The 12,957-nt window shown below is 41.0% G+C and carries 12 protein-coding genes; 3 read left to right on the forward strand and 9 right to left on the reverse strand.

Translation table 11 applies throughout. From position 1 onward, the window contains the following. Positions 1–9: 9 nt before the first annotated feature. Together K7X70_RS18555 and K7X70_RS18560 are read right to left on the reverse strand one after the other, a co-directional pair. The gene (locus tag K7X70_RS18555; protein ID WP_222538481.1) at positions 10–2,985 is read right to left on the reverse strand and encodes a tetratricopeptide repeat protein; all 2,976 of its coding nucleotides are present in this window, start codon (positions 2,983–2,985) and stop codon (positions 10–12) included. A 108-nt stretch (positions 2,986–3,093) separates the two neighbouring features. Beyond that, entirely contained in the window at positions 3,094–3,462 is a 369-nt protein-coding gene (locus K7X70_RS18560) for a DUF1508 domain-containing protein (RefSeq protein ID WP_222538482.1), read from the reverse strand. A 205-nt stretch (positions 3,463–3,667) separates the two neighbouring features. On the opposite strand from K7X70_RS18560, the gene K7X70_RS18565 reads away from it, so the two are divergent. Further along, entirely contained in the window at positions 3,668–4,390 is a 723-nt protein-coding gene (locus K7X70_RS18565; protein ID WP_062549581.1) for a Crp/Fnr family transcriptional regulator, read from the forward strand. Here the strand turns inward: K7X70_RS18565 and K7X70_RS18570 are convergent. Both K7X70_RS18570 and dnaA read right to left on the reverse strand, forming a co-directional pair. Continuing rightward, a complete protein-coding gene (locus K7X70_RS18570) occupies positions 4,377–5,069 on the reverse strand; it encodes an SMUG2 DNA glycosylase family protein (RefSeq protein ID WP_222538483.1) in 693 nt (230 codons plus the stop codon). The two genes, K7X70_RS18565 and K7X70_RS18570, sit on opposite strands and share 14 nt — an antisense overlap. Before the next feature lie 92 nt (positions 5,070–5,161). Continuing rightward, positions 5,162–6,595 (reverse strand): chromosomal replication initiator protein DnaA, encoded by a 1,434-nt coding sequence (gene dnaA, locus K7X70_RS18575; protein ID WP_062549583.1) that lies wholly within the window; start codon positions 6,593–6,595, stop codon positions 5,162–5,164. A gap of 290 nt (positions 6,596–6,885) precedes the next feature. On the opposite strand from dnaA, the gene K7X70_RS18580 reads away from it, so the two are divergent. Both K7X70_RS18580 and K7X70_RS18585 read left to right on the forward strand, forming a co-directional pair. Next, positions 6,886–7,611: an AcvB/VirJ family lysyl-phosphatidylglycerol hydrolase gene (locus K7X70_RS18580; protein WP_222538484.1), complete on the forward strand. Its 726-nt coding sequence runs from the start codon at positions 6,886–6,888 to the stop codon at positions 7,609–7,611. Positions 7,612–7,694: 83 nt separating this feature from the next. Then, positions 7,695–9,611: an ATP-dependent DNA helicase gene (locus tag K7X70_RS18585; RefSeq protein WP_222538485.1), complete on the forward strand. Its 1,917-nt coding sequence runs from the start codon at positions 7,695–7,697 to the stop codon at positions 9,609–9,611. A 15-nt stretch (positions 9,612–9,626) separates the two neighbouring features. Here K7X70_RS18585 and K7X70_RS18590 read toward each other — a convergent pair whose 3' ends face one another. The 5 genes from K7X70_RS18590 to K7X70_RS18610 all read right to left on the reverse strand — a co-directional run bounded on the left by K7X70_RS18590 (position 9,627) and on the right by K7X70_RS18610 (position 12,778). Continuing rightward, entirely contained in the window at positions 9,627–10,871 is a 1,245-nt protein-coding gene (locus K7X70_RS18590) for an MFS transporter (protein ID WP_222538486.1), read from the reverse strand. Then, positions 10,871–11,095 (reverse strand): hypothetical protein, encoded by a 225-nt coding sequence (locus K7X70_RS18595; RefSeq protein WP_222538487.1) that lies wholly within the window; start codon positions 11,093–11,095, stop codon positions 10,871–10,873. The genes K7X70_RS18590 and K7X70_RS18595 overlap by 1 nt, the downstream gene beginning before the upstream one ends. Before the next feature lie 9 nt (positions 11,096–11,104). Continuing rightward, positions 11,105–11,695 carry a TetR/AcrR family transcriptional regulator gene (locus K7X70_RS18600; RefSeq protein WP_222538488.1) on the reverse strand — a complete coding sequence of 197 codons (591 nt, stop codon included), beginning with the start codon at positions 11,693–11,695 and terminating at the stop codon, positions 11,105–11,107. Between the two features lie 149 nt (positions 11,696–11,844). Beyond that, the gene (locus tag K7X70_RS18605; protein WP_222538489.1) at positions 11,845–12,036 is read right to left on the reverse strand and encodes a hypothetical protein; all 192 of its coding nucleotides are present in this window, start codon (positions 12,034–12,036) and stop codon (positions 11,845–11,847) included. Positions 12,037–12,310: 274 nt separating this feature from the next. Beyond that, positions 12,311–12,778: a tetratricopeptide repeat protein gene (locus K7X70_RS18610; protein ID WP_222538490.1), complete on the reverse strand. Its 468-nt coding sequence runs from the start codon at positions 12,776–12,778 to the stop codon at positions 12,311–12,313. Between the last annotated feature and the right edge of the window lie 179 nt (positions 12,779–12,957).

Here is a 12,957-nt window from a genome sequence, read left to right on the forward strand (position 1 = left end):
TTTCTAACACTATGGTGCACCATCAGTGAGCAATTGTTTAAAGCCAGGTCCTGGTGTAATTTTCAATTTCGCAAGCTTTGTTCTGACTGCCGCAACCTTTTCCTTTTCTCCGGTAGCCTGATAATGGATGATCAATTCTGAATAAGCAGGAAACAGGTATGGATTTGCAGCAATCGCTTTTTCATATAATGCAGCAACAGTCCCTTTATTCCTATCCTTAGCAGCCTGAAGTTTTCCTTGCGTATAGTAATAATCTGCCATATAAAAAGGATCCCCCTTAGCAATAATGGTATTAAACAAGCTTTCAGCCTGGTCAATATGACCTGTTTTGGTCAATAAAAGGTTATACCTCAACTGGTCTGCCGCCCTTACTGCTTGATCCCCCTTTATAAAGGGCTGAAGATACTCCCCCGCCTGATCCATGTCTCCTTTTGAGGCATAGAAATCTGCAATCCTAAGGTTATAATCCGTACGAGCATTGCCCGAAGCTGCCAGAATGCGCTGTGCTTCTTTTAGGGTAAAAATAGCGGCATCATATTGCCGATTCATAGCCAATGCATCCGCATATTTGTTTCTATACTCAAAATTCTGCGGTTTCTGCTCCACCAATCCTTTCAGAACAGCTACTGGTTCTTCGGCATAGCCTAGAGTAGATTTCAATACTGCAGCATAAGCTACTGCATCATCCCTGCGATCTCTGAGATAGGTAGAAACTGTTGCGCCAGTTTTACCATATTCACTGGCAGTAGCCATGGATTCCGCGATCATTCCATTTTTCTTATACATCTCTGCCAATGACAAACTGATGCCCGCAAGCTCCTGGTAATCATCTTCCAGACGGAAGGCCTTATCCAGGTAAAATGCTTGTTTTAAAACACCGGTTTGCTGGTCAATTTCAACTGCAGCAAACCTGGCTGCATATAAATCTGCATAAGCAGTATAAATCGGTGCATATTTTGGATCCAGCCCTTCTGCCTTTTTAATCCAGGCTTCTGCAGCTTTAAAGTCTTTTCTTTCTGTTTTCAATTGGGCATAATAAAGATAGGCCGGCAAATACAAAGGATCGTACACCAATGCGGTATCCAGATAATTTGTAGCCAGCCTCAAATTAGTCCTGCTCCTATCCTTACTTTTATTCAGGTACACTTCCGCCCAGTTGCTGGCCATTGCTTTTTGATCTCCGGCCAGGTAAGCACGCTCTTTTTTGACCAGCTGATCCAGAAACGCATACATATCCGGGTCTTTAGTTTTCAAATCAGAGGTCGTATTCATGGATTTAAAATCCAATGGATGCACCTTCACCGGTTCAAAATAGGCAGGATAAGTTTGTGCGAAATACTCGCTTTCATTGTTTTGAGAATAGTAATCCAGTGTTCTTTTCTCTTTCATGGCCTGATAATACAAGGCCCTGATTTTACGGCATTCCGCATCGGTAAGCACCCGACCATGAAAAAGGTGGACATATTCATGAAGGATCACATTTCTTTCCAGAAAAGCGCCGCGTTCTACATATTCTATAGCTGCAGCACCACTTCCCACCCCACGGATATCCATCCATTGCCTATTGTCGAAAGTAGTCATATAGCGAAAATATGGGGCATTCATCGTTACCGCAAGATCTTTGTGTAATGGTGGAATCCGGAAAGATTCTCCCTGTTTAGAAAGAAAAGGAAAATACACCACCGCAGTAAATAATTGGTTCCAGGCCATTGCTTTCACTGTTTCACCAGGATAATAGTTCACATCAGGAAATACCTTTTGAAAATTGGCCATATCATTGATATTCCTGGTATTCAAGGTATTTGAGATCGAGTCGTACACCGCCAGATAAGGGATTCTTTTAGACTTAATCACAGCAGATAAGCCATTGTGTGCAGGTCCGTAATGCTTTTTCCTAAGCAGTATATTGCTAAAGATGTTTTCTGCTGAATCCAGTCTGGTTTTACGATCCATGTCGAAGGCAATATAATAGATCGAAGCGCGGTGCATGCCAGGAAGTACGGATGCCGGATATTGTTTTTCTACTGTTCTGGTGGTTTCAATCGCATTGGCGACCTCCCCTTTACTCAGCTGCACATCTGCCTTTTCCAAAGCTTTTCTGATGACCTCATCATCTTTCTCCACATAATCGGCATACGTGAGGTTGGTATGTCCATTTCCCCAATGCCAGTTCGTTTGAAAATGAAGCGGATTGATGGCCAGTGCCAATTCCCATTGTGCCGCCATCGCATTTAGCTGTGTGGCATCAACTCGTCGCCAGATCGCATAACCATAACTAAACCGCGCATCGGCATTATATGGATCTAAGGTTAATGACTGCTTTAAGGGGGCCTCTGCCAGCTCTGGCTGCTGGTTCCAGAAGTAAACATCTGCTTCCAGCAGGTAAGCAGCGGCACTATTGGGATGCTGCTGAATGACTTTTTTGGCAATTTTAAGCGCCTCAGTATAGTTTTTTTGAAGCAATCGTGTCCTGCCCAGCATCAGCCAAAGTTTTTCTGAAGACTGCTGATCATCCGAGGCCTTGTCTTTTTTCGAATGCTGTTCGTTCTTAGCAGACTTATTTTTTAGTGCTAGCTCGCAAAGCAATGCAGCTTCTGTTAATCTCCAAGCCTGAATTTCTAAGAAAGCTTTTAACAGAATTGCTTTTTCATTTTCCGGCTGTGTCTTTCTCAATTCATCTACCAGGACTTCAGCCTGCTTGAACTCATTGTTTAGAATGAGGTAATCTGCTGTCAGTAATTTATATGCCGCAGCAGGTTTCTTATTGGCTGAAATTGCCTGTTTGGCTTCCTTCCATAGGCCCAGGCGCAGCATTTTTTCTATGCTTTCTGTTTTGTTTTTAGCATTTGAAAAGTTCTTCAGCACTTCCTGCTTTTCTTTTGATAATTGTCGCAATGCCAAGCCCGTACTATCCGGAGCAAAAGTTTGTGCAGAAAGCAAGGAGACCTGAAAGCAGATCAAAGCAGAAAGATAAAGGTTCAGCATTTTCATAATATCAATAATACCATAAAAAAGATTATAAAAAAAAAGCAACCCTCCTGCGCTCTGCCGAAGTGTTGCTTAATCAAGAAATTTTACGCTGTTTAGAACCGACTATTCAGCTACTAAATCTAAAGCTGCTGCTTTAGCTGCAGTCGTCAGATCATCCACTTCTGCATCATGCGTATGGCTGCGTACTGCTGCAATACTCCGTTCCATATCCAACCAGTACTCATAGTAACCACTACGGGCAAGCACCTGATTGTCTGCGTCCTTTAATATAAAGAAAGAACCCTGCTCGTCCGTTTGTCTACTGAAACGCTGTGCAAATTTTGAATTGGCTCTTACCAATTCTACTTGCTTTTCGCAGGAAATCTTGGCGGCAGTTTTATCTGCACTATGCAATACGATACCGCCTGATTTTAGCTTTAGGTTAAAATGGAACTTGTTGTCAAGGTCTTTTATAATCTGAAATTTCGCCATCACTCTTGTTAAGTTTACGACTACAAATTTAAGCTCATGAATTAGAAAAAACACACATCCTTGTCAATCGAAAAACTGATAATTATCAATTTAAATTAAAGTTATTACCGCAACATGACCTTTATTATGGCCCGAATGCAGAAAAATTAGCAGTAACTTTGTCGCATCAAAAAGGATTCAATTCAAAGAATAGAGAAAGAGCATTATGAGCCTAGCCGGTATTTTCCCAATTGATCAATGGAATTTCAAATCCCAATCTATCCTGAAAAGCATTCCCGAAGAAGACCAGAATCGTCTTTATGCGAATATGACGATCGAGAGCTATAACAAAGGGGATGTGATTTTCAAAGAAGGCGCAGTTCCTTCCGGGATATTTTTCATCCAGAAAGGAATCGTGAAAAAGTATAAAGTAGATCGGGATGGCCGGGAGCAGATCATGTATGTAGCAGGCACTGATGAGCTGATTGGTTATCATGCCATCCTTTCTGAGCAGCGGTATCCTGATTCGGCATCCGCTATTGAAGACTGTGTAATTGCCTTTATTCCTAAAGAAGATTTCCTGGAAGTACTCCACAACTCTGCAATTTTATCTCAGCGTTTGCTGAAAAATATGAGCCATGAGTATGCGGTGCTGACCAATAATATCTCTGTATTTACACAGCGTACGGCAAGGGAAAGAGTGGCGATCACGCTGATTGTGCTGAGAGAAAAATACAAGAATGAGGAATCAAATGAGGAGGCCATCAACATTTCCCGCAGCGACTTGTCGAACATGGCAGGCATTGCTAAAGAAAACCTGGTGAGAATCCTGAAAGAGTTCAAAAACCTGGGTCTCCTGGTTTCAGAAGGCCGTAAAATCACGATTACTAATATCAAAATGCTGGTAGAAATCTCTAGTTACAGCAATAAAACCCTTAAACTTCGCTAAAAGCACGCAGATATTTATCGATATAGACTGACTTTTCCTTAGACTTATACTGCATGATATACCTGGGATGTTCCAGTGCAACAATCTTTTTGAAAAACTGATGTGCTTCGTTCAGTTTTCTAAAGAAAGCCTCATTTTTACCTGTTCCAAAGCAAAAACAAACCTCAGTTTCAAAGCCCATCTCAATTTGTTTTCGGATGTTCTCTACAATAAATGGATAAACCGATTTCAATAAAGCCGGATTATCGTAATAATTGTAATTGGTTTCTTTGCCGTTCTCCCCTATTTTCGTAAAGCCCAATGGACAAATGGAATGGATATAGAACTGCTGATAGAACTGTTCCTCCCCCCCAAAAGCGGCTATCATCTCATAAATATAGGCAGAAGAAGGCTCGTGCGTCATTGGCCCGGGGTAATCAATATGGCAATTGGCCACTAATCGCTTCGGATCTGTGAAAGAGATTCCCGTTTGTCCGGAACCGAAACGTCCGGGATTGATGCCCAGAATCAGATGACGTGGCTGGCTATCATTATAATATTTCTGATAAAATTCGGAGGAAGCGGCCAGGGCCAGCGGGCTTTCCTGAAAAGGATTCATAATCCTGATGCCTTCCGGCAAAATCCCTTTATACGTCAGGCGCTTATTAAAGGCAATAATTCGTGCTGCAAAAGTGCTCATTCCTAAAGATAAATATTCTACCCACAAAAAAGCCGGGAACGAAAATCTATAAAGATTTCTATTCCCGGCTTTTTAATATATGCTTAAATGCCTTAGCTCATTTTCAGTTTTTTCTCAATGTCATTCACATAAGCTCTGAAAGTCTTATCCGTTTGAATCAGATCTTCTACCGTCTGACAAGCGTAAATCACTGTAGAGTGATCCCTGCCACCAAAGAAGGCGCCGATAGTTTTCAAAGAAGACTTAGTCATCCCTTTTGATAAATACATAGAAATCTGACGGGCCTGAACGATTTCCCTTTTACGGGTCGGCGCTTTTAATAAATGTACCGGAACTTCAAAGTAGTCACAAACCAGCTTCTGGATATAATCCATTGAAACTTCTTTTGTGGTATTTTTGATAAAGTTCTTCAACATTGATTTAGCCAGCTGCAAATCAATTTCTTTTTTATTCATGGTGGATTGTGCCAATAGCGAAACCATTGCGCCTTCCAGCTCACGAACGTTGTTGTCAATGTTATGTGCCACGTATTCTACCACTTCATCAGGAAGATCAATTCCATCTGCGTACATTTTCTTTCTTAAGATCGCAATTCTGGTTTCCAGTTCAGGGATCTGAAGATCTGCTGATAGGCCCCATTTGAAACGACTCAATAAGCGTTCCTCTAAACCGGTAAGGTCTTTTGGAGACTTATCAGAAGTGATGATGATCTGCTTGCCGGATTGGTGTAAATGGTTGAAGATGTGGAAGAAGATATCCTGAGTTTTTTCTTTTCCAGCGAAGTTGTGAATATCATCCATGATGATCACATCCATTGCCTGATAGAAATTCACGAAATCATTAATGGTATTGTTTTTCAATGATTCTACGAACTGCTGACAGAATTTTTCACATGATAAGTAGATCACTAACTTATCAGGAAGGTTTTGTCTGATTTCATTTCCAATCGCCTGTGCCAAGTGGGTTTTTCCCAAACCTGAAGCACCATAGATCATTAATGGGTTAAATGAAGTTGCACCAGGTTTTGCCGCTACCGCATGTCCTGCCGAACGGGCAAGGCGGTTACAATCCCCTTCCACAAAAGTATCAAACGTATAGTTTGAATTCAGCTGTGGATCTACATTCATCTTTTTCAATCCAGGAATCACAAATGGATTCTTAATGTCTCTGTTCACATTTACAGGAACCGGCATAGATTGTTTCCTGTTGGTAGAAGACATGCTTCCGTTTGATGGCATATTAGTCGTATAAGGCAGTGCTCCATTTGTAGATTTATCTACCACTATATTATACTCTAAACGTCCTTCTGCGCCAAGTTGTTGTTTAACCGTTTTACGTAATAATGCCACGTAATGCTCTTCCAGCCACTCGTAGAAGAACAAACTAGGTACTTGTACAGTTAAAACGCTGCCTTCCAGCTTAAGGGCTGATATCGGTTCGAACCAGGTCTTGAAGCTCTGGGCCGGGATATTATCCTTTATGATTTGGAGACAGTTATTCCATACTTGGGTACAAGTGTTTTGCATAGGTTCTCTTTAATTTTACGGTTTTAAACTTTAAAACAGCGAATGGATCCGTTGTTTTGGGAGTGCGAAGATCATAAATTTTACTAACATTGAAGCGGAAAATTTCACCTTTTTCGTAACTCGCTCATTAGTAATTTTATACAGAGGGGATAACTTTGTCTGGCTGTGGATAACTACGAGATATCCACAAATAAAGATTTCCACATTTGAGCGTCAGGCTTAATTTTTCTCTAAATTACATTATTAAAATGAGATACGTTCCATCCAAATTATAAAGAATAAAAAGAACAATGGCCCATTTCAAGACTGCGCTCCTAATTGGCATGATCGTCTTACTTTCTGGCTGTGGATTGTTTTTACGCAATAGGAAAACCACGCATGCAGGCCTTGAGAGGTACGATTATGACTTACCAGTGGTACTTTATCCAAGCAGTGTACCGGAGTCTGACAAGCTGATCTTCGTCCTTTCAGGTGATGGTGGCTGGCTGGACTTTGAAGATGAACTTGCCCAGGAGTTTTCCAAAAACGGCTTCCACACCATTGGTTTCAATACCCGGAACTACTTCTGGGAAAAGAGAACTCCAGAAGAACTTTCTAAACACTTGTTATTGCTGTTGAGAACCTACCGCAGGAAGTACCATGCGACTGAAATCTACCTCTGCGGCTATTCCTTCGGCGCAGACATTATTCCCTTTGCTTACAACCGACTACCTGCCCCTGCAAAAAGAAGAATCGCCGCTATCCAGCTTTGCTCCCCTTTTGCCACCAGCGACTTTAAAGTCCGTACTGTTGATTTACTCAACCTTGGTGGTGACGACAAACCCTATAAAGTAATTCCAGAGGTTGAAAAGATCAGCATTCCCATCCTCTGCTATTATGGGGAGGGGGAAGAACCGAAAGCATTAAAAGACATTTCCCTTAAAAATTTCAAACTGATGATTTTGCCTGGCAGCCATAGCTACGAATTCCCTGCTACTCAAAAGATTGTATCCGGGCTATTGAAAAAGATGCATTGATATCTAGATATAATGAGCTCTAAAACATGGAATCATTGCCTTTAATCCATATGGTTTACGAAAAATAGGCTAAATTTGCAGACATGAGTACTGTGGATTCCGCCAATGAAATTTTTGACAATGTCATCTCCTTTATCGAATATACCAACCAAAGCATTTTCCTGACTGGAAAAGCCGGAACCGGGAAAACGACTTTATTGAGGAAAATAAAAGAGACGACAGCGAAAAAGACGGTGATTGTTGCGCCCACTGGTGTAGCAGCCATGAATGCCAAAGGCGTCACCATCAATTCCCTGTTTCAATTGCCTCCGGGATCTTTCTTTCCTGGAGATGTGAACCTGGCCAGCTTAAGAGCCGGGGTCGTATCCATCAAAAGCCTCCTTACAGAACTCAACTATTCGAAAGAAAGAAAAACATTATTGATGGAGCTGGAGCTCATGATCATTGATGAGGTATCTATGGTGCGCTGTGATGTGATTGATGCGGTGGATGCGATACTTAGGATGGTCAGAAAAAATGATGCGCCCTTTGGCGGCGTACAGCTCTTATTGATCGGAGATCTTTTCCAATTGCCCCCGGTCACTAAAAGAGAAGACTGGGAATTGCTGAGCAGAATCTATCCTTCCCCTTATTTCTTTGAAGCGACGGTAGTGAAGCAAAACCCATTATTACAAGTGGAGCTGAAAAAGGTATTCCGCCAAACTGAACCTGAATTCGTGGATATCCTGAACGACATCAGGAACAACCAGATCGGAGATGAAAGGCTGGCGATCTTAAACCAGCGTTTTGATCCTTCTTTTAAACAGGCAGCAGGCTCTAACCATATTATCATTACTTCTCATAATGCAGAAGCCAATACCATCAACAACGAAAAAGCAGATGAGCTGGAAGGCGAAGATTTTGTTTTCGAAGGTCAGGTGGAAGGTACTTTTAGCAACCAGGTATTGCCAGTAGAACAATCTTTACGCCTCAAAATTGGCGCTCAGGTGATGTTTATCAAAAATGATACTGGTGACGACCGGAAATTCTACAATGGTAAAATTGGAAAAGTAAAATCAATCCATGGAGAAGAAATCTACATCTCTTTTCCAGATGAGGAAGAACCATTATTATTGGAACGATCATCATGGCAATCATTTGAATACAAAGCGAATGAAAACAATGCCATTGTCCAGCAGCAGGTAGGTGAATTTTTTCAATTCCCGATCAAACTGGCATGGGCAGTAACCATACATAAGAGTCAGGGCTTAACTTTCGATAGTGCCATCATTGATGCGGGGAACTCCTTTGTGTCTGGGCAGGTATATGTGGCTTTGAGTAGAGTGAGGACCTTAAATGGTTTGATTCTTCGCTCAAAAATCAACAAAGAAAGCCTGCGTTCCAATATCGAAGTACTCAACTACATGAAACTGGGTAATGTAGACTCCTTAACGGATTTCCTGGCCGCAGCTCAGGAAAGATATATTATTCATTTGTTCAGCAGTGCTTTCTCTTTTAATGAACTCACATATTCATTTGAGAAGTTAAGTGCAGACCATGAGGTGATGAAGTCTACAGATCCTGAATTCAGATCGATGATTGGCAACCTGAGCAGGTCTATTGAAGCCTTACAGCAGGTCTCCATTCGTTTTCAATCTCAACTCAGACAGCTTCAAAAAGAGAGTGGTTTGAAAGATCCATCCGCTATTCATACCAGAATGGATGCGGCTTACAATTATTTTGCAAAGGAACTCACCCTTCAGGTGATCAATCTTTTGAACAAACACATCCGTACCAAACCGAAAAACAAGTCAGATCAAAAACTGGTGTCGCTGTTTACACAGCATCGTTTAGTAGCAGACCATAAGATTTATAAGATACGGGCAGCGACGGAGATTGCGGCAAAGCCGGAGCATTGGGAAAATCAGCATGAACTGATGAAAAAGATTCAGGACTTATTGAAAAAGAAAATGAACACACCTGGGGCGGCACAAAATGCAACCACCATGCAATTGTTCTAATACGCTACGTTTTTTCTAAGCCTGTCCTTTCTTTTTCACCAGTACATTTACCCGATATACAAAGAAACCGCAGATCATAATCAATACAGAGACTACGATTCCTAAGGTATCGTAATGCTGCAGTGGACTGCTTTTTGTTTCCTGCGTTACAATTAATCCGGCACAAAGGGCAGCTATACCGCCTGCTACCTGCTGTAAAGAGGCGTTCACACTCATGAATGCTCCTCTATCCTGCTGATCTGGAATACTCATCGTTAAAGTAGTTGCAGGAATCATCCGGCTCATAATCCCCATAAAAAGAACCGTATTCAAGAGCACCACCTGCCACAAGGGAACTGGTGTCATCTTGGTATAAATCAAGATCATGATTACGGCAAGCAAAGAACCTGCACAAAAGATCATAAACTTATCCAGCTTATCACTCAGTTTACCAATCAGCGGCATCATGATGATGGAGCCAATACCGGTAAACATGAATACCATCGGCAATTCCAGCTGACTGATATTGATATTATTGATTAAATAGGCACTTCCAAATGGCATCAGCATGAATCCTCCGACGCTTAAAAAAGCTGTAGCAAGAAATCCGGTTTGATACGATGGATTGGAAACGGCATGCCAAAGGTGCAAAAAGGCATTTTTATCCGATTGAATGGCCAGGTGCTTATCGATGGGTTTCACGTTAAATACCACAGTTAATGCGATTCCAACAGCCAATAGTACGATCATGTAAAAAGCAGCATGCCAACCCCAGAGATTTGCCAGGTAAAGGCCGATAGGAATCCCTAAAATCTGACTGGCGGCAAAAGCCATTTGTACGAATCCCATCACCCTGCCACGTTGATGAACCGCAAAAAGATCGGTAACAATGGTCATAGAAATCGCGCCAATTACACCGCCAAAGAGCCCGGTTACAATTCTGGCACCTAATAACATCTCGTAAGTGGTAGACATCGCGCAGCATAAAGTACCTACGATAAATCCAGTATAGAAAAATAGCAATAACTTTTTACGGTCAAATTTGTCGGCAAAACCGGCAGCTAAAATCCCGGAAGCTCCCGCACTAAAAGCGTATGAAGAAACCACGAGACCGAAACCTTTTGGCGTAATCGACAAAGATTTCATCAGGAAATCACCCAATGGGGCGAGCACCATAAAATCCAGTACGATGGTAAATTGTAGCAAAGCCAGTAAGACAATGACTAGTTTTTGATAACCAGAGAACGGCGGTGCAATCTGGCTGGGGATGATTTGTTCCATTAAATTAATTCTTCGCAGTGGTAACCATGTCGGCTAACCAATGTAATCACATCGTTTAGCTGCAGCTCATTTGAAACTATCCTCAGCACGCAATCCACGTCTTCCTGATCTATGGTACACTGGTTAATTTCGTTTTGCTGCATCAGCTGTATTATAAATTGTTTGTCGCTTTCTGTGCGGATATTCGTTTTGAATAACAACACGTTTAGTCCATTAATTTCCATGTTGGTAGTTTATTTTTTAAAAGCTTTCAATACTAACTCAAAAGAAGACCAAAGAATTTCATCAGTCAGGATAAACGGCCTCCCACCAATACTTCGCCCTTCGTTATGAAAACGAACCAAGGCGTATAGGGGGCCAAAAGCAACCGACCAGTAGGTTTCCATAGGCATGACATCAATCTCTCCATTTGCCACTGCCCGCTCCATAAATACACCCAGGGTTTGCCTAAATGTTTCTGTCATTGCTTCGAAAATCTTTTCCTGATAAGTAGAAGTCCGGAGCTGCTCAATCATCTGACAGGTCAAGGGATTTTCCAACATTGCCTTTGCGCGGTTTTTCCATTGATGTCTCAATCCCTCGGCAAAAGAAAACTCAGGATCGAAGCCTTCCAGCATCATACTGCTTATTTTTTTAGTCTCTTCAAGACCTATCTGGAGGATCAGATCATCCTTATCCTTATAATAGATGTATAAAGTGGCCACAGAAATGCTGCAGGATTTTGCCAGTTTAGCCATGGTAAAACCTTCAAAACCGACTTTCACCAACAGCGCTACAGCCTTCTCTTTAACCAATTCAATTTTATTTACATCTCTGATTCTCATTCTTTTATTATCGGGCAACAAATATAAATGAATATTCATTTAGTTATGAAAAGAATTAAGAATATTTTTTTTAGGTCCATAAAAAAACCCGGTCTATATAGACCAGGTTGATGTTTTTTAGATACAGTAAGTGTATCTTTTTCTATTTTTTATCCCTCAAAGGCATCAGCCAGGCTGGAACCATCTTTGGTCAATACTTGAAAATGATTGTCTTTTGATAACTTTAATAATTGATGGATAAAGGCAGTTGCATTAGGATAAACGGTCTTGTCGAACTTTAAAATAGTTTCAATTTTGTTTACTGCATTTACATACTCGTCGGTTATTTCTTTTTGATTCATAACAGTTTTTATTTTAAGGTGAGATTTGATTAATGAGACTCAAAATTCAGGCCATCTCCTGTATTTTCTATATCAAATTATTGTTACTCAACATTTTCCTGTTTTTCAAAAACCTTCATTACTTTTTATTGTTGCTGAAATTTTTATGATTGTTGAAAGATAACAGAAAAACCTGCGCAATGCCAATCCTAACAGAAACGACTCAAAATCCCAGTTTGTATAAACTTATACAGCGGGATTTTGAGTCGTCTATTTGTAGTTTGCCGGAAAAATTCTAGCCTTGTGCTTTTAGATCTGCATTCGCTTTTAAGAAATCAAAATACTTTTCTTCTTCACCATAAAAGATACCATCTGGTTCTAATAAATATGCTTTCAAAAGATAGTCTTTCGCTTTTTCTTTATCGCCTTGCTCCAGGTAACATTCTCCTAAACGCAGCATGATAAAAGGGTTGCCATGTACATCTTCTCTGGTATTGCTTTTCGCAATTTCGAAAAAGCGCAATGCTTTTTTGAAATCGTCCTGAAGAAAATAAGCATCTCCAATAGAAGCATTCAACCAAACACTTTGGATATATTCATTTTGAGGCTCAGGAATTAAAGCTAATGCTTCTTCCCATGCGCCGATAGCACTATCAAAATCATCCTCATCAATGTATTCATTTCCACTTTCTGAAAGCTTTAGGATCTCATCCGCTACCTCGGTAGAAAGCTCTGGGGCTGCACCCTTTACTGCTTCACTCATAATCTTATCTTTAAATTTTCAGGCATCATAGCATGCCCGTTACAAATGCAATATTCGGCTTTTTTTCGGGGAATCCCATTCTCCAGCTGATTTTCTCTGTAGAATTCCCCCTATCTATACTTAAATACAACGGATTTCCAGATATGTTTTTAAGCTATAAAGAATTACCTTTGCCGCTT

Source organism: Pedobacter polysacchareus (assembly GCF_019802255.1).
Classification (GTDB): Bacteria; Bacteroidota; Bacteroidia; order Sphingobacteriales; family Sphingobacteriaceae; genus Pedobacter; species Pedobacter polysacchareus.